This is a genomic window from Hydrogenophaga sp. LT287, assembly GCF_055702805.1.
Window position 1 is genome coordinate 217752 of record NZ_JBVPZC010000001.1, and the last position, 17141, is coordinate 234892.

General features: G+C 63.7%; 18 protein-coding genes. 4 read left to right on the forward strand and 14 right to left on the reverse strand.

Going from position 1 to position 17141, the window contains the following annotated elements; all coding sequences use genetic code 11:
* Positions 1 to 20: 20 nt before the first annotated feature.
* The 6 genes from AC0GNR_RS01020 to AC0GNR_RS01045 form a co-directional block, all read right to left on the reverse strand.
* On the reverse strand, positions 21 to 659 hold the full coding sequence (locus AC0GNR_RS01020; protein WP_472899153.1) for an ABC transporter ATP-binding protein: 639 nt from the start codon (positions 657 to 659) through the stop codon (positions 21 to 23).
* A 35-nt stretch (positions 660 to 694) separates the two neighbouring features.
* Entirely contained in the window at positions 695 to 1429 is a 735-nt protein-coding gene (locus AC0GNR_RS01025; protein ID WP_472899154.1) for a general secretion pathway protein GspB, read from the reverse strand.
* 46 nt (positions 1430 to 1475) lie between these two features.
* Complete coding sequence (locus AC0GNR_RS01030) at positions 1476 to 3182, reverse strand: ExeA family protein (protein WP_472899300.1); 1707 nt, start codon at positions 3180 to 3182, stop codon at positions 1476 to 1478.
* 121 nt (positions 3183 to 3303) lie between these two features.
* A complete protein-coding gene (locus AC0GNR_RS01035) occupies positions 3304 to 3846 on the reverse strand; it encodes a bactofilin family protein (RefSeq protein WP_472899155.1) in 543 nt (180 codons plus the stop codon).
* A gap of 47 nt (positions 3847 to 3893) precedes the next feature.
* Positions 3894 to 4433, reverse strand: a complete 540-nt coding sequence (locus AC0GNR_RS01040; RefSeq protein WP_472899156.1) for a hypothetical protein — start codon at positions 4431 to 4433, stop codon at positions 3894 to 3896.
* A 106-nt stretch (positions 4434 to 4539) separates the two neighbouring features.
* Entirely contained in the window at positions 4540 to 4902 is a 363-nt protein-coding gene (locus tag AC0GNR_RS01045) for a hypothetical protein (protein WP_472899157.1), read from the reverse strand.
* 299 nt (positions 4903 to 5201) lie between these two features.
* Between AC0GNR_RS01045 and AC0GNR_RS01050 the strand changes: the two genes are divergently transcribed.
* Positions 5202 to 7556, forward strand: a complete 2355-nt coding sequence (locus AC0GNR_RS01050; protein ID WP_472899158.1) for a YgiQ family radical SAM protein — start codon at positions 5202 to 5204, stop codon at positions 7554 to 7556.
* Positions 7557 to 7586: 30 nt separating this feature from the next.
* Here the strand turns inward: AC0GNR_RS01050 and AC0GNR_RS01055 are convergent, their stop codons facing one another.
* Positions 7587 to 8240 carry a DUF1294 domain-containing protein gene (locus AC0GNR_RS01055; RefSeq protein WP_472899159.1) on the reverse strand — a complete coding sequence of 218 codons (654 nt, stop codon included), beginning with the start codon at positions 8238 to 8240 and terminating at the stop codon, positions 7587 to 7589.
* A gap of 96 nt (positions 8241 to 8336) precedes the next feature.
* On the opposite strand from AC0GNR_RS01055, the gene AC0GNR_RS01060 reads away from it, so the two are divergent.
* Both AC0GNR_RS01060 and AC0GNR_RS01065 read left to right on the forward strand, forming a co-directional pair.
* Positions 8337 to 8684: a TA system antitoxin ParD family protein gene (locus AC0GNR_RS01060; protein ID WP_472899160.1), complete on the forward strand. Its 348-nt coding sequence runs from the start codon at positions 8337 to 8339 to the stop codon at positions 8682 to 8684.
* 3 nt (positions 8685 to 8687) lie between these two features.
* Complete coding sequence (locus tag AC0GNR_RS01065) at positions 8688 to 9308, forward strand: AAA family ATPase (protein WP_472899161.1); 621 nt, start codon at positions 8688 to 8690, stop codon at positions 9306 to 9308.
* Between the two features lie 8 nt (positions 9309 to 9316).
* Here the strand turns inward: AC0GNR_RS01065 and AC0GNR_RS01070 are convergent, their stop codons facing one another.
* Entirely contained in the window at positions 9317 to 10234 is a 918-nt protein-coding gene (locus tag AC0GNR_RS01070) for a CoA transferase (RefSeq protein ID WP_472899162.1), read from the reverse strand.
* 85 nt (positions 10235 to 10319) lie between these two features.
* The gene (pobA, locus tag AC0GNR_RS01075; protein ID WP_472899163.1) at positions 10320 to 11504 is read right to left on the reverse strand and encodes a 4-hydroxybenzoate 3-monooxygenase; all 1185 of its coding nucleotides are present in this window, start codon (positions 11502 to 11504) and stop codon (positions 10320 to 10322) included.
* A 170-nt stretch (positions 11505 to 11674) separates the two neighbouring features.
* Between pobA and AC0GNR_RS01080 the strand changes: the two genes are divergently transcribed.
* Positions 11675 to 12457 (forward strand): IclR family transcriptional regulator domain-containing protein, encoded by a 783-nt coding sequence (locus tag AC0GNR_RS01080; RefSeq protein ID WP_472899164.1) that lies wholly within the window; start codon positions 11675 to 11677, stop codon positions 12455 to 12457.
* A gap of 21 nt (positions 12458 to 12478) precedes the next feature.
* Here AC0GNR_RS01080 and AC0GNR_RS01085 read toward each other — a convergent pair whose 3' ends face one another.
* The 5 genes from AC0GNR_RS01085 to AC0GNR_RS01105 form a co-directional block, all read right to left on the reverse strand.
* Positions 12479 to 13195 carry an ABC transporter ATP-binding protein gene (locus AC0GNR_RS01085; RefSeq protein WP_472899165.1) on the reverse strand — a complete coding sequence of 239 codons (717 nt, stop codon included), beginning with the start codon at positions 13193 to 13195 and terminating at the stop codon, positions 12479 to 12481.
* On the reverse strand, positions 13192 to 13956 hold the full coding sequence (locus AC0GNR_RS01090) for an ABC transporter ATP-binding protein (RefSeq protein ID WP_472899166.1): 765 nt from the start codon (positions 13954 to 13956) through the stop codon (positions 13192 to 13194). The genes AC0GNR_RS01085 and AC0GNR_RS01090 overlap by 4 nt, the downstream gene beginning before the upstream one ends.
* Before the next feature lie 4 nt (positions 13957 to 13960).
* Positions 13961 to 14950, reverse strand: a complete 990-nt coding sequence (locus AC0GNR_RS01095; RefSeq protein ID WP_472899167.1) for a branched-chain amino acid ABC transporter permease — start codon at positions 14948 to 14950, stop codon at positions 13961 to 13963.
* A gap of 10 nt (positions 14951 to 14960) precedes the next feature.
* A complete protein-coding gene (locus AC0GNR_RS01100) occupies positions 14961 to 15824 on the reverse strand; it encodes a branched-chain amino acid ABC transporter permease (RefSeq protein WP_472899168.1) in 864 nt (287 codons plus the stop codon).
* A gap of 96 nt (positions 15825 to 15920) precedes the next feature.
* Positions 15921 to 17108 (reverse strand): ABC transporter substrate-binding protein, encoded by a 1188-nt coding sequence (locus AC0GNR_RS01105; RefSeq protein WP_472899169.1) that lies wholly within the window; start codon positions 17106 to 17108, stop codon positions 15921 to 15923.
* Positions 17109 to 17141: the final 33 nt, after the last annotated feature.

Here is a 17141-nt window from a genome sequence, read left to right on the forward strand (position 1 = left end):
CGCCCGCATGGCCCGGTCGCTCAGAGGTTGATGACGGAGGCCAGTGCGATGCCCGCTGGCGCCTCGTAATCCGCGATGACCCAGGCCCGGCTCGGGTGGCTGGCGGCTTCTTGCAGCAGCTCGGTCAAAAACCGCATCGATGGTGCGTCGAGTGCGGCAAAGGGCTGGTCGATCAGGGTGAGTGGTGTGCCTGCGGCAAAGGCCGCGCTCAGCCACACCTTGCGCTTGCTGCCCGCCGAGAGCATGTACATCGGCTTGTTCAGGTGCGGTTCGAGGGCGAACCCGGCCACCAGGTCTGCCAGTGCGTCGGTGTTGAAGCGGGGGTAGTGGTGGCTCAGGCTTTCCAGGTAGCCCGCAGCGCTGATGGCATCGTGCGCTTCGGTCTGGGGGTCGATCCAGAACACCTGCTGGCGGTAGGCACCGTGCTGCTCGTCCAGCCGGGTGCCGCGGATGCTCAAGGTGCCTGAATCGGGCGCCAGATCACCGGCCATCAACCGGATCAGGCTGCTTTTGCCACAACCGTCGTCGCCCCTAACCAGGCTCAAGCCGGGCGGTATGCTGAAGCTCAGCGCGTTGAACAGCGGGCGGTTGGGCCATGCAAAACACAGCTGTTCGGCTTTCAAAACGGGCTCGACCAAGGAGGGACGCTCGGTGTTCATGAGGTTGTTCCGTTGGGGTCTGGGGTTGCGCAGATTCAATAACCAATGCGGTAGCGCAGGCCACGGTGGTTCAGCACCGCGCTGCTTGGCCCGATGGTTTCCAGCACCAGCCCCGGCGCAACTTCTTGCCCCTCTTGCACCACCTTGCCGTTGGCAATGAGCATGCGGTGCGCCGGATTTTGCGAGTAGGTGGAGCCACTCACATTGACCGCTGGCAACGCTGCGCGTGCTTCGGGTGACAGCTCGGCGAAGCTGCGCACCGGCGCAGGTGCTGCGGCGCCTGCTGCGGGAGGCTGCGTGCTGGGGCCGCTGCTGGCGGTTGCAGGGGCTTCGGGTGACGCGCTCGGGGTGCTGGTTGCCGCGCTTTTGGCCTCGGGCAGCGTGGTGAGCGGGGCAGGGGGTGGCGGAGCCAGCAGGGGCAGCACCGCCTCGGGTGGCGCCGCGAGCACGGGCGGTGGTGCGCTGGGTTCGGGGTTGACGGCCGGGGTGGGGTCTGGGGTGGTGGGTGCCTGCTGCTGCGAGGCGGTCGGCATGGCTGCGTGGCTTGCGGCGCCGGCCTCAGAGGGCTGGGCAGGTGCGGGTGGTTGCATCCACCAGGCGGCCAACGCCACAGCCATAGCCGCCAGCGCGAGGACGGCCGCGATGATCCACCCATTTTTGCGACCGCGTGGGGCTGCTTCAGGCGGCACGTTGTGCGTGTGCAGGCCGGGCACGTGGCCGCGCTCCCGTTCGGCGTCGGCGCGTTTGAGTGCGTCAAGAATGTAGGACATCGGCAGGTCTTGGGGATTGGGTCGGTTAGACGCGGGGTGCGAGCGCTCAGTCCAGGCCCAGACGGGGTTCATCGACACCGCTGGCCCGGTTGACCAGCATGAAGGTCATGGGGCCCGCCAGGCCATCGCCATCAACGCCCTGGCTGCGCTGAAACGCGCGGACGCGTGCCGAAAAATCGGTCGACTCAGCAGCGATCTGGCCGGTGGATTGCAGTTGCTCCAGTTGCTGTGCGAGCCAGTCGGCTGCCGGGCCGGTGTTGCCGTTGTTCAAACGGCCTTGCTGGCCCGGTGGTGTGCGCCACAGGGTTGCATAGTCACCGCGCCAGATGTCGGCCAGCGCGGTGAGCGGCACGAGCCAGCGTTCGTTTTCGGTGCGCAGCGTGGCCGTTTCGCTCGTCATGGCCGTCAGCACTGCCCAGCCGTTGCCTTGGCCTGGCAGTCGAAGCAAGAGCGCTGCGGGGCGGTCCATTTGCCGCAGGCCGTGCAGGGTCATGCGGCCGATACGAAAGCATTGCAGTTGTTCGCGTGGCGCGTCTGTGCAAGGCGCGGTTTGGCTGAGTGCCGCGCCCCACAAGGGGCCCATGGCATGCAGGGCGGCCGCTTCGTTGCGCCACAGGGCCGAAAAGGGTAGTGGCCCCGGTGTGGGTTCTGGCGTTGGCGGGGCCGCGACAGGTGGCTCGGGTGGCACGGCCGAGGCGGTGGCTGCAGCGGCCGCCGGTTCGGTCTGCGGTGGAGGGGGCAGCACGGGCGCCGTGGCGGTTGGCACGTTTTGGCTGTCCGGCGTGTGGGGTGCGGGCGCCAGGGTGCTTCCCGTCCACAGCCAGAACAGCGCGGCCGCCGAGGCAGCACCGCCCAAGGCGCCCAGGGCCAGCGTGCCCAGACGTTGGGCCAGCGCCTGGGCCGGTGCAGCTGCAGGCGCGGTTGCCAGCGCTTCGGACTCAAACACCTCGGCGGCGGCCTTGTCGACCACCGCGCGTTCCACCCGGGGCTGTCCGGTGGCGTAGGCGCCGAGCAGGGCGCGGTCGCACAGCAGGTTGATGCGGCGCGGCACGCCGCGCGTGAGCGCATGGATGCGGCGCAGCGCGTCGTCTGAAAACGGCAACGGGCCTTGCAGGCCCGCCACGCCCATGCGGTGCTGGATGTATTGGCGCGATTCGGTTTCGGTGAGCGTGCCCAGGTGAAAGCGGGCAATCACGCGCTGGGCGAGCTGTTCCAGGTCTGGGCGGGCCAGCATCTGGCGCAGCTCAGGCTGGCCAATCAGGATGATCTGCAGCAGCTTGCGTTCGCTGGTTTCCAGGTTGGTCAGCAGACGCAACTGTTCCAGCACGTGGGGGGTGAGGTTTTGCGCCTCGTCGATGATCAAGATGTTGTGCTGCCCGGCCGCGTGGCTACGCAGCAGGTAGTCGTTCAAAGGGTCCAGGTAGTCTTTGATGGTGGCCGGCCCCACGCCCTCATGCTCCACCGCCACCTGAAACTCGTGGCAAATGGTTTTGAGCAGGTCGCCCACGGTGAGCTTGGGGTTGAAGATGTAGGCGACGTTGCAGTGCTTGGGGAGTTGTTCCAGGAAGCAGCGGCAAATGGTGGTCTTGCCCGCACCAATCTCGCCGCTGAGCAACACAAAGCCGCCGCCGCCTTCAATGCCGTAGAGCAGGTGCGCCAGTGCCTCCCGGTGGCGCTCGCTCATGAAGAGGTAGTGCGGGTCCGGGGCAATGGAGAAGGGGGCCTGCTTGAGGCCAAAATAACCGGCGTACATGCCCTTGAGGATAACGGCGGCGCCGGGGTCGGGCAAATGCGGGTCAAACCGCCCGCCCAACAGAAGATTCACAAAAGGCAGCGCCTGCGCGGCGCGGGCGGCTGCCTTGTAAACAGGTGGGTCAGGCTGCCAGCGCCATGGCTGGCTTGGTGGCGGTCTTTGCTGCTCCGTTCACGGTGCATTCAATGTCGCCGGACAGCTGGCCACCTTCTTCAATCACCACCTTGCCGTAGCGGATCTTGCCGGTCACCTTGCCCGTGGCGTAAATCACCAGTTTCTGGCGCACGGTCAGGTTGCCGTCGAACAAGCCACGAATCTCGGCAATGTCGATTTCGGCCGACCCCTTGAACTCGCCCTGCTGCGAAATCTGAATCACGCGCGAGTCCATGGTGGCCTCCACCATGCCTTCCACCACCAGGGTGTCGCAGTCGGTGATTTCAACGCCCTTGAGCTTGATGTTGGGCCCCACCGTGAGCTTGCTGCCGCCTTCGGGCATGGCGCCGGTGGCGGAGCTGTCTGGGGCCGAGGCCCGTTCGGGTTCGGCAGCCACCGGTGCGGTGGGTGCGACCGTGCCAGCGTTCAGGCCGCCATAACGCTGCGGCGTCACGCTGGCGTTAAGGGGTTTCAGGGATTCGGGTTCTCGTTTGCCAAAGTGCAGTGCCATGCCAGCTCCTTCAAAAAGTGAAGCAGTCATGCTAATGGCCACGTGGCTTACATTCTGGTCTGTACCGTAAGAGGGGTAACGAGATGCACGCTGCGTCTGGTCGCGGGTGTTGCCCTGGCGAGGCCAAAACGAAAAACGGCTGACCGCTTGCGGCCAGCCGTTGAGGGCCGTGGGCCCGTGGGTGCGCCCGTCGCACAGTTGCGACCGCCGCCTCTGGGGCCGGGAATGATCACTGGCGACTTGCCGCCCATGCCGCCACCCGCACCGGCGCCCGCGCCACGGTTGCCCACCCCGTTCAAGGCACGCTTGCGCAAATCCATGCGCTCCCGGTGCTCGTTGCGAATGCGCTCCCGCTCTTGCTCGCTCGAGGCCAGTCGCAGTCGCTCCATGTACACATTGCTCTCTTCCTGGCTCATCAACTCATGGCCATAAATGCGGTTGTGCTCCTGCAGTTGCAATTGCATTTGCTGTTGGGTGCGCAACTGCTCCTCTGTGAGGTTGCGGTTCATGTCTTGTGCCAAGACGGTTCCCAGCGCGCTCAAGGCCAAAGCGGCCAGGGCGGTTTTGATCGAGGTTCGGTTTTTCATGAAAGTGTCCCTTTGTTTGTTGGAGACCGCGAGCGATGAGCCCATCTGAGCGTGTGCGTGTTGAGCCAAGACGCACTGAATCTGCCGGCGGCCATGGAATAGGTCGTCAGTTCCGTCCACCTGCGCCACCGCCGGAGCCACCAGCCGCGCCGCCGGGTGCGCCCGGGCCTCCGTGCATGATCACCACACCACGCTCTTTGGCGCGAGCGTCCATCTGAATCCGGTGCTCTTCCCGGATGCGTTCGCGCTCCTGGATCGTTTTGGCCAAGCGAATGCGCTCGCGGTAGGCCGCACGCTCAGCATCGGTCATCAGCTCGTGCGCGTAAATGCGGTCCTGATCGCGCATTTGGTCCTGGCCCTGTGTTTTTAGCTGGTCTTGCGTTCGTGTTTGATCTTGTGCGCCCACCATGCCGACACCTGCCAGCGAAACCGTGAGCGCCAGCGCCTTGATCCATACATGCTTTTTCATGACGACTCCTTGATGAGAAATAGAGGTTTTTCCGAGAACCATCCCACGCATTTACCAAGAGCATTGGATACCCCGTGCGGTATTTGCTGGTGACTTATTGTGGTTCGCTGCCTCTGACGAAGATTGATCAAGCGCAAGATGCCGGGTAAAGCCTTGGTTGCTTGTGCATCCAGCTGTAACCGGCACCGCTCGCGATGTGCGAGCGCATCCGGACGGCAGGTTGCGGGGGCCTCCTTAACCCTTGGTTTCCTGTGCGGGGGCTAAAACCGTACACTTCGCGGTCACTTTTCACCCGTACCATGAACGCCCCCGTCGACGTCTCCTTTTTCGCGCGCGCTGCCAAGCCGATCACCAGCTACCGCCCTTACTGGGCCAAGCGGTTCGGCGTAGCGCCGTTTTTGCCCATGAGCCGCACCGAAATGGAGCGCCTGGGCTGGGACTCGTGCGACATCATTCTGGTCACCGGCGATGCCTATGTGGACCACCCCAGCTTCGGCATGGCCGTGATTGGCCGGGTGCTCGAAGCGCAAGGGTTCCGGGTCGGCATCATTGCCCAGCCCGACTGGCAAAGCGCCGAGCCCTTCAAGGCGCTGGGCAAGCCCAACCTGTTTTGGGGTGTGACCGCGGGCAACATGGATTCCATGATCAACCGCTACACGGCGGACCGCAAAATTCGCAGCGACGACGCCTACACGCCTGGCGACGTGGGCGGCAAGCGCCCCGACCGCGCGGCCATCGTCTACAGCCAGCGCTGCCGCGAAGCCTACAAGGACGTGCCCATCATTCTGGGCGGCATCGAAGGTAGCTTGCGCCGCATTGCCCACTACGACTACTGGAGCGACAAGGTGCGCCGCAGCATCGTGGTGGACGCGAAATGCGACCTGCTGCTGTACGGCAACGCCGAACGCGCATTGGTGGAAGTGGCGCACCGCATCGCGGCGCGCGAGCCCATTGCCCAGATCACCGACGTGCGCGGCACCGCGTTTGTGCGCCGCCCGAACGACCCCACCGCCGAAGGCTGGATCGAAATAGATTCGACCGACGTGGACATGCCGGGCCGGGTGGAAGACCACCTCAACCCCTATCTGACCACCAGCGAGCAGGCGCAGGCGCAGGGCCAGACGTGCAGCAAGGAAGAGGGCGGCTCAGGAGCAGCCGAAACCAACCCTGCGATCCAGCCGTTGCAATTCATGCCCAATCCGGCGCTGGTCAGCAAGCGCAAGGCACCCGCGCGTGACCGCAGCGTGATTCGTCTGCCCAGCTACGAGCAGGTGAAGAGCGACGCCGTGCTGTACGCCCACGCCAACCGCGTGCTGCACCTGGAAACCAACCCCGGCAATGCCCGCGCGCTGGTGCAGGCCCACGGCGACGGGGCCACGGCCCGCGACGTCTGGATCAACCCGCCCCCCATTCCGCTCACCACGGCGGAAATGGACTACGCGTTCGACCTGCCTTACGCCCGTAGCCCGCACCCCGACTACGCCGACGAGCACGGCAAACACGACGGTGCGACCAAGATCCCGGCCTGGGAAATGATCCGCTTCAGCGTGAACATCATGCGGGGCTGTTTTGGGGGCTGCACCTTCTGCTCCATCACCGAGCATGAAGGCCGCATCATCCAGAGCCGATCGGAAGAATCCATCATCAAAGAGGTGGAAGACATCCGCGACAAGGTTGCAGGCTTCACCGGTGTCATTTCAGATTTGGGCGGCCCCACCGCCAACATGTACCGCTTGGGCTGCAAGAGCCCCGAGATTGAAGCCGCCTGCCGCAAGCCCAGCTGCGTGTATCCCGGCATCTGCTCCAACCTCACGACCGACCACGGCCCGCTGATCAAAATTTACCGCCGCGCGCGCGAGCTGCGCGGCATCAAGAAAATTTTGATCGGTTCTGGCCTGCGCTACGACCTGGCCGTGAAGAGCCCCGAGTACGTGAAAGAGCTGGTGCAGCACCACGTCGGTGGCTACCTCAAGATCGCGCCCGAGCACACCGAAGGCGGGCCGCTGTCCAAGATGATGAAGCCCGGTATTGGCAGCTACGACAAGTTCAAGCAGCTGTTTGAAAAATACAGCGAAGAAGCCGGCAAGAAGCAGTTCCTCATTCCGTACTTCATTGCCGCCCACCCGGGCACCAGCGACGAGGACATGATGAACTTGGCCGTGTGGCTGAAGAAAAATGGTTTCCGTGCCGACCAGGTGCAAACCTTTTACCCCAGCCCCATGGCTACGGCCACGGCCATGTACCACAGCAGCATGAACCCGCTCAAGGGCATCAGCCGCGATCCCGAGCGTGCCGAGCGGGTGGACATTGTGCGTGGCGACAAGCGCCGGCGCCTGCACAAGGCGTTTTTGCGCTACCACGACGCCAACAACTGGCCGCTGCTGCGCGAAGCCCTCAAGGCCATGGGCCGTTCGGACCTGATCGGCAACGGCAAGCACCACCTGATCCCCACCTTCCAGCCACTCACAGACGGCAGCTACCAGAGTGCGCGCCGCAAAAACAGCACGCCGTTGGGCAAAGCCAGCGAGCGGGCTGCGGCGGTGGTCAAGCCCGGTGCCCATCCGGCTCAGCCCCGCAAAGGCCAGATGCTGACCCAGCACACCGGTTTGCCACCCCGCCAGACCGGTGGCGCCGCGAAACGCAAACCCGGTTGACCCGGCCGGTCTCTATTTGTAGGCGGCGTTTCAGCGCTGAAACCAGGGCAGCGCCACCCAGGCCAGCAAGGCGACGGTGTTCAAAATGGCCGTGGCCCAGTACACCGCGCGAAAAGCCTGCTTGCTCGATTTGTGCCGAAGAATCTGGTGGGCAAACCAGGCGCCTGGCCAGCCGCCTGCCAAGCCCAGCAGGTGCAGGGTGTCTTCCTTGATGCGCCAGGCCCCTTGGCGGGCGGCGTGTTTGTCTTGCCAGTAGGTGTAGAAAGTCATCAGGTTCAGCCCCAATGCCGCGGGCAATACAAACCAGGTGAAACGGCCGGTGAATGCGCCAGCCACCAGCAGCACCAACCACACCAGCATCAGCGCCATCACCAGGCCGTTGGGCTGGGCTGGGCTTGCCGTTTCTGGCGCGCGCCTGCTCGGTTGCTCTGCGCGCCGCGGTCTGGCGGGTTGTCTGGTGAAGTTCGGATTTTTCACGCTGGTCAGCGGACTGACCTGCATGGCCCGTGGGCCTTTGCCGCCCACCTGAATTTCTTCAAAGCCCACCTGCAACCCTTCTGTGGGTACCGGGGCACCCGAAAAGTCGCGGATGTGGAAGAAGATGTCGGCGGGCGTCTGATCGCTTTTGATGAATCCGAAGCCTTTGGCACCGCTCCACCGAACCACGGTTCCCTGTTTTCTCATGCTGTTTTTCGGTGCTGTTGGCTTGTTTGTTGCGGATTATGCCGTTGTTGCAGAAATGGGTAAAGTGGCGCAAAATGCGCCATAAAGGAGTACATCATGGCCGCGTCATCCAGCCCGTTTGCTTCCGTGAAATTGTCCGCAAGCCTGGTCCAGCAGGCCCGCGAAGCTGCCCAGCCACAGCGCCGTTCGGTTGCTGGCCAGATCGAATACTGGGCCACGCTGGGGCGCATTGCCGACGAAACCGGGCTGACGGTGCAAGAGGCGCGCGAAGCGATTGCCCTGTACGACGCGCGCCAGCGCGAGGCTGGCACCGCAGACGAGTCGCTGGACGCCATTGAGGCGCGCTTTCTGGCGGCCGAAACAAGCGGCCGCCTGGCGCAGGCGGTGCGTGAAACGGTGCTGGCCAACCGCCGAGCATTGCCCGATTCCCGCCGCGCAGCCTGACGCGTGCCAGCCCCGGTTTTCTACTTGCTGGCCGGGCCCAACGGCGCTGGCAAATCCACCCTCTACCGTGCGGCTGTGGCAGAGCGTCTGATCCCCGTTTCAGCGGAATTTGTGAACGCTGACCTGTACGAGGCGGCCCATTTGCAGCACCTGGCAGATCCGCAGGCGCGCTCGTTGCAGGCCCGGGCATGGGCTGACGCTCGGCGGGCCGAGTGTCTGGCCAAGGGGCTTTCGTTCGCTAGCGAAACCGTGTTTTCGCACACCTCCAAGCTCGATTTGATGGCCGCAGCCCGGCGAGCCGGTTTCTCTGTGGTGCTGCTGGTGGTGTGCGTTGACGACCCGCAGCAATTGCTGGGCCGCGTGAGCCGGCGCGTGGAGGAGGGCGGCCACCCGGTACCGCCCGAGCGCATTTTGGGGCGCTACCCGCGCACGGTGCGCCACCTGGGTGTGGCGGTGCGCCGGGCAGATCTGGCGTTGCTGTACGACACATCCCGACCCGCTGGCGATACGTTTCAGCCGCCTCGGCTGGTGGCGCGGTTGCGGGCGGGTTGGGTGGTCTGGCAGGCTGAGCCCCTGCCGGCTTGGGCTCAGCGGGTGCTGTCACCCGATCCCACCCAGCGCTGACGCGGCCCTCAGCCCGCCAAGGTGTGCAGCGGAATGTCTTTTGCTGCAGCCAGCTTGTCGAGCTGTTTGCGGGTTTGGCTGGCCAGGAACGCGGCAATGGCGGCGTGTGTGGCAGGCTGAAACAGCGTGGCCATACCGGTCATCGGTACGCTGGCCGCACTGCACAGTGCCGCTGCAAAGTGCGGTTCCAGTGCGGCCACAGCCACGCGGCCGTCTTTGCAGGGGTACACGCGGTAGCCTGCGTGCGCACCGCCCACGGCACCCTTGGGCTGCGTGAGACCACAGTGTCGGGGCAGGGCGAGCCAGGCGGCGGCGTCTGACAGTGCCACTTCCTGAAACGAGCCTTTGCCGCTGGTCTTTTGCGCAAGCACGGCCTTGAGCGCGGCCTCGCTGGCCATCAACGCGCCGCCCATGTCGGCAAACAGTGTGGCGGGCAGCTCAAGCCCGGTCACCAGGCCGGCGTCGGCGAGGTAGGTGAGGTCGTGGCCTGGCTCTTCCGCGCGGACACCCGGCGCGCCCACAATGGCCACCACCGACAGCGCTGGGTAGGCCTTGTGCAGCGCCTTCCAGCCCAGGCCGAGCTTGACCAAAGCCGAGGGGCGGAACGAGGTGATCAGCAGGTCGGTGCGTGCCAGTTCCTTGTGCAGTGCCGCTTGCCCCTTGTCGGTTTTCAAATCGATGCTCAGCACCTTGATGCCACTGTGCATCGTGGCGTAGGCCTGCGGGTTGTATTGCCCCATCGGGTCACCGCTGGTGCCAGCCGGTGCGCCCTTGGGCGCCGGCGGCTCGGCTTTGAGGCAGGTGGCGCCCATGGCTTTGAGCCGCATGAGCGCGGCCGGCCCGGGCAGGTTCAGTGCCAGGCTGAGGACGCGCACGCCGCGCAGCGGTTTGAGGGTTTTGCTGGGAGATTCGACAGAGGATGCCATGGCGGTACCGGTTGACGTTTTCGTCAATGTACCGCCATGTCGTTCCGGTATCCGAACGCAGGCGACAGATATCTTGCCCAGGCGCTCATTCCCCAAAGTTCAGGGGCAGTCCCACGTAGTTTTCAGCAATCGTGCGCAAGCCCGATTCGGAGTGCATCAGGTAGTCCAGCTCGGCCTGTTGCAGCTTGCCGTTGATGGCACCTTCACCATCGAAGTTGTGCATGATCGACGTGAACCACCAGGAGAAACGCTCGGCGCGCCAGATGCGCTTGAGACAGCGCTCGGAATAGTTGTCAATGCCGGCTTCGGTTTTGTCTTGGTAAAACTCGACGAAAGCGCTGGACAGGTACTTCACATCGGTGGCCGCCAGGTTCAGGCCCTTGGCGCCGGTGGGCGGCACGATGTGGCCGGCGTCTCCCGCCAGAAACATGCGGCCAAAGCGCAGCGGCTCGGTCACAAAGCTGCGCAGCGGTGCAATGCTTTTTTCGATGCTTGGGCCGGTCACCAGCTTGGCGGCGGCCTCCGGGTCCAGGCGCAATTTCAGTTCGTTCCAAAATGCCTCGTCGCTCCACTGTTCCACTTTGTCGGTCAGCGGTACCTGCAGGTAATAGCGGCTGCGGGTGGCGCTGCGCTGTGAGCACAGGGCAAAGCCGCGCGGGTGGTTCACGTAAATCAATTCGTGGTGCACAGGCGGTGTGTCCGACAGCAAGCCGAGCCAGCCAAACGGGTACACCTTTTCGTATTCCTTGATGGCGTTGCGCGGTGCGCTGGCCCGGCAAACGCCGTGAAAGCCATCGCAGCCAGCAATAAAGTCGCAATGCACGGTGTGCGTCTGGCCGTCTTTTTCATACGTCACGCTCGGCGTTTGGGTGTCGAAATCGTGCACCTGCACATTCGAAGCCTCGTACACCGTGGGCAGACCGGCGGCGGTGCGCGCGTCCATGAGGTCGCGCGTGACTTCGGTCTGGCCGTACACCATCACTTTTTTGCCGCCGGTGAGCTTTTCAAGATCGATGCGGTGGCGCTCACCGTTGAACAGCATGTCAAATCCGCTGTGCACCAACCCCTCGGTATGCATGCGCCGGCCCACGCCAGCCTCGTCCAGCAGGTCGATGGCCACCTGTTCCAGCACGCCCGCGCGGATGCGTCCGAGCACGTAGTCGGGGCTCTGGCGCTCGACGATGATGGCGTCGATGCCGGCTTTGTGAAGCAACTGTCCGAGCAACAGGCCGGAGGGGCCTGCGCCGATGATGGCAACTTGGGTACGCATGAAGAAGGTCTCCTGTGGGGGTGAGCGGTGACGGCTTGCGGCGGTTCAATGGCCACCGGCAGGACGTTGCTGAAATACAAGATGAAGCTTAAAAACACCGCGGTTGCAACACAAGACTGCATGTGCCCTATTGCGCGGTGATTGAATGTCTTGTGCGATCATCGCGCGGTATGAGCAATGAACCCAACCAAATCGCGAAGGCCGACTTCATCGAAGGCATGGCCAAAGGCATGGCGGTGCTGGAGAGCTTTGACACCGAACGCCAGCGCCTGAACGCCACCCAGGCGGCAGAGCGCGCTGGCCTGACGCGGGCGGCCGCGCGGCGCCACTTGCTGACGCTGGCCTATCTGGGCTACCTGGACACCGACGGCAGCCATTACTGGTTGTCGGCCAAAGTGTTGCGTTTTTCGGGCAGCTACCTGGCTTCCGCTCGTTTACCGCGGTTGTTGCAGCCCACCCTGAACCGGTTGGCAGCACAGACCCGCGAGTCCTTTTCTGCGGTGGTGCTGGACGGCGATGAGGTGGTGATCGTGGCGCGCAGCGCCTCCATTGGCGGCCAGCGGCTCATGGCCTACGGCCTGCACCTGGGTGCGCGCCTGCCGGTGCACGCCACCTCCACCGGGCGGGTGTTGCTGGCGGCCTTGCCGCGTGCCGCCTTCAGCGCATGGCTCAAGGGGCGCGAGCTGGCCCGCCTGACACCACTGACCACGGTGGACCACAAGGCGTTCCGCGCCATCGTGGCTCAGGTTCGGATGGATGACTTTGCTGTGGCGAGCGAAGAGCATGAGTTGGGCGTGCACGCACTGGCGGTTCCGCTGCGCAACATGCAAGGCAAAACCGTGGCGGCGCTCAACGTGGTGGCCTCGCCCGAGCGGCTAGAGCCGGCGGTGATGCGCAAGGATTTGCTGCCGTTGCTGCTGGATGCCGCCAGGGAGCTCAGACCGTTGCTCTGAGGCCGCACGGAAATCGTCTGATCAGACCCCCAGGTACTGTTCCAGCAATTCCGGCTTGGCCAACAGTTCTTCCGAACTGCCTTCAAAGGCCACTTCGCCTTTCACCAGAATCACGTTGCGGTCGGTAATTTGCGTCACGTGTTTCCAGTTTTTGTCCACGATGACGCTGCTGATGCCGCTTTCGCGAATGACGCCGCAAATGCGCCAGATTTCCCGGGCAATCAGGGGTGCCAGGCCTTCGGTGGCCTCGTCCAGAATGAGCACGTCGGGGTTGGTCATCAGCGCCCGTCCAATGGTGAGCATCTGCTGTTCGCCACCGCTGAGTTGCTGGCCGCCGTGGTTCAGGCGCTCGGCCAGGCGCGGGAAGGTGTCGAGCACGCGCTCGTAGGTCCAGTCGCGTTGTCCCTGGGTGCCTGCGCGGGCGGCCATCACCAGGTTTTCACGCACGCTCAGGTTGCCAAAAATGCCGCGGCCTTCGGGCACATAGGCCAGGCCCTGGCGGGCAATCTCGAAGGTTGAACCCCCGGTCATGTCCTTGCCCTTGATCTGCACGCTGCCGCCGCTGGGTTTGACGATACCCATGATGGATTTGAGCAGGGTCGTTTTGCCCATGCCGTTGCGGCCCATCAGACCAATGGTTTGGCCCTCGCCGACGGTGAAGTTCATGCCGCGCAGGATGTGGCTGGCGCCGTAGTGGGTGTTCAAGCCGGTGGCTTGAATCAATGCCGTGGTGCTCATGCGTGCTCCTCGCCCAAGTAGGCGGCTTGCACAGCGGGGTCGGCGCGGACCTGCGCAGGCGTGCCGCTGGCAATCACCTGGCCATTGACCATCACGGTGAGCTGGTCGGCCAGCGCAAAGACAGCGTCCATGTCGTGTTCCACCAGCATCATGGCGTGGTCTTTTTTGAGTTTTTGCAACAGCGCCACCATGCTTTCGGCTTCGGCCTGGCCCATGCCGGCCAGGGGTTCGTCCAGTAGCAGCACGGTGGGCTCTGTGGCCAGCGTCATGGCAATTTCCAGCTGGCGCTGTTCGCCGTGGCTGATGGTGCCCGCCACCGTGGGGCCGCGGTGGGTGAGGCCGGCGAGCTCCAGGGCGCGTTCGCAGCGCTGGTTCACCGCGCGCAGCTGGTCGGCGCGGCCCAGCCAGCGCAGGGGGTTCCAGGGCGAGTGGCGTTCGCTGGACTGCGCGGCCAGGCGCACGTTGTCCCACACGGTGAAGGGCAGAAAAATGTTGGTCTTCTGGTAGCTGCGGCCCAGGCCCAGACGCGAAATGCGCTCAGGGCTTTGGCTTGCGGTTTCGACGCCATTGAGCGTGATGCGCCCCGAGGTGGGGGGCAGGTCGCCTGAAAGCAGGTTGGTCAGGGTCGATTTGCCCGCGCCGTTGGGGCCAATCACCGCGTGGATGCGGTCGCGAAACAGATCGACCGACACGTCGTTGACCGCGGCCAGACCGCCGAAGCGCTTGGTGAGGTGTTGGGCTGAGAGCAGCAGTTCGGACATGGCTTCAATGTTCTTTCTTGCCCAACAGGCGCTCGCCCAGACCCAGCAGGCCACGCGGCGCCAGCACCACCACCAGCACAATGAAACCACCCATGAGCAGTTGCCAGTGTTTGGTCAGGTCTTTGAAGAAATGCATGACGTATTCAAACGCAAAAGCGCCCACGATGGCGCCGGCAAAGTTGCCCATGCCGCCCAGAATCACCATCATGATGGCGTGCGCGCTCATGTGAAAACCCATCAGTTCGGGGTTCACGTAGCCCGTTTGTGCGGCCCACAAAAAACCTGCCACGCCGGCCAGCGAGCCCGCCAGCGTGAAGGCCGCCAGCTTGTAGCCAAAGGTGCCGTAGCCCACGGCGCGCATACGGTGTTCGTTCACCCGAATGCCCGAGAGCACCCGGCCAAAAGGCGAGAACAGCAGGCGCCGCAGAAACGCATACACCAGCACCAGCACGGCCAGCGTGAAGTAATAGAAGGTGGTCTTGTTTTCCAGATCGATGCCGGTCCAGCCAAACAGCGTTGCGTCGGGCCGGAAGTTCACGTACAGGCCGTCCGAGCCGCCCAGAGCCTTGTTGTCAAAAAACAGGAAGAACACCATTTGCGCGAACGCCATGGTGACCATGATGAAGTAGATGCCGTGGGTGCGGACCACGAAGAAACCAATGATCAGCGCGGCCAGGCCAGCGCCCAGCGCCGACACAGGCAGCGCCCACCACAGGCTGATGGGCGTGTCGGCAGGCGTCAAGAAGGCCAGTGCATAGCCTGCCAGGCCGAAGTAGGCCGCATGGCCGAGCGAGACCATGCCGGTGACGCCTTGCAGCAAATCGAGGCTCATGGCAAAGATGGCCAGGATCATCATTTGCGAAAGCATTTGCAGATAGAAGTCGCTGCCTTCCACCGGGACAAACGGGAAGGCGGCCAGGGCCAGGGCACCGGTACCCAGCAGCACCTGCACGCTCTTGGGCAGCAATTCGAGGGTGGCTTTGGGGGAGCTCATAGGGTCGTCATCATTGTTTGAACAAGCCTTCGGGCTTGTAGAGCAGCACACCGGCCATCAGCATGTAAACCGCCATGCCGGCAATCTGGGGCACCAGCACCTTGCCAAAGGTGTCCACCAGGCCCACCAGCAAGGCGGCCACCAGGGCGCCGCGCACCGAGCCGATGCCGCCAATCACGACCACGACAAAACACATGATCAGCACCGAGCTGCCCATGCCGGGGTACACGCTGGCGATGGGCGAGGCGATCATGCCGGCGATGGCGGCCAGCGCCACGCCCAGCGCAAACACCACGCCATGAATCAAGCGGATGTTGATACCCAGCGCTTCGGTCATTTCCCGGTTGAAGGCACCGGCGCGGATTTTCATGCCCAGGCGGGTTTTGGAAATCAGCAGGTACAGCCCCAGCGCCAAGCCCACGCACACCGCTGAAATCACCAACCGGTAAATGGGATAAGAAAGGTTTTCTGTCAGCGGAATGGACCAGTTCACCAGCTCGGGCACCTGCACCGCGTGCACGTCGTCGCCCCAAAGAATGGAACGCACCTCTTCAAAGATGTAGATCAGACCGAAGGTGAGCAGCACCTGGTCCAAGTGGTCGCGGTGGTAAAAATGTCGAAACAGCAGCCATTCCAGCACCCAGCCCAGCGCCACGGCGATCACCGTGCCCACCAGAATGGCCAGCACCAGGCTGTCAAACTGGGTGGCCAGAAACCAGGCCATGTAGGCGCCCAACATGTAGAAGCTGCCGTGGGCGAGGTTCACCACGCCCATGATCCCGAAAATCAGTGTGAGGCCAGCGGCCAGCATGAACAGCAACAAGCCATATTGCAGGCTGTTGAGCAACTGAATCAGGAAGTTGGCGAAATCCATAAGGGGGCAATGGGCTCGGAAATGGGCAAAACATTCCCGTCAAACAGGCCCTTGCGGGGCCTGTTTGTGGGTGGCTTCTGTGGGTGGGGTGGAGGTTCAGCCCATGCGGCAACCGGTGGCCGGGTCGGCCACGGCTTTGGCCGCAATGCCAAGTACCTTGTTTTCTTTGTTGGATACCTGGCGCAGGTACATGTCCTGAATCGGGTTGTGGGCCTTGCTCATGGTCCATTTGCCGCGCGGGCTGTCAATCACCGCACCTTCCATGGCGGCGTACAGCGCTTTCTTGTTGGACATATCGCCTTTGACCGCGTTGGCGCCCCTGATCAGCAGCAGACCGGTGTCGTAACCTTGCACCGCGTACACATCGGGCTGCATGCGGAAAGCCTTGGCGTAATCCAGGCGGAACTGCTTGTTGCGCGGTGTGTCCAGCGAGTCGCTGTAGTGCATGGTGGTCAACACGCCATCGGCGGCTGGGCCGGCGGCTTCCAGCACGCCTTCGGTCAGGAAGCCCGAGCCATACAGCTGAATGTTCTTGCTCAGGCCCGCGGCGTGGAAGTCGCGCATGAACTTGGCTGCGCCACCACCGGCGAAGAAGCAGGCCACGGCGTCGGGCTTGAGCGAGGCGATCTCGGTCAGCAGGGCCTGGAATTCCACGTTGGGGAAGGGCAGGCCGAGTTTCTTGATGATGGTGCCGCCCGCCTCGGTGTAGCTTTTCTCAAACCCCTCATAAGCCTCGTCGCCTGCCGCGTAGTTCCAGGTGATCCACACGGCCTTTTTGTGGCCGCGGTCCACCATGGCTTTGCCCAGGGCCAGCGTAGGCTGCGAGTTGGAGAACGAGGTACGGAACACGTTGGGTGAGCACTGGGCGCGCGTGGCCACATGCACGCCGGCGTTGGGAATCAGGTTGAGCACACCGGTGTCGCGTGCCACCTTGTGAATGCCCATTTGCACACCCGAATGCACCGTGCCGACCAGCACGTCCACCTTGTCGCGCTGCACCAGTCGGGTGGCGTTTTCAATGCCCTTGGCCGGATTGGATTCATCATCTACCTTGAAGAACTCCACCTCGCGGCCACCCAGTTTGCCGCCTTGTTCGTTCAAGGCCATGCGAAACCCATTTTCAATGGCCACCCCCAGCTGAGCAAAGGTCCCGGTGTAGGGCAACATGAAGCCGACGCGTAGCTTGTCGGACTGTGCACGCACGATTTGGGGCAGCAGCAGGCCGGTGGATGCGGCGCCGATCACGGCGGCGCTGCGGGTAAGAACAAGTCGGCGGGTGGTCATGGTCAGTCTCCTGGTTGGGGTTATGGTTCAGCG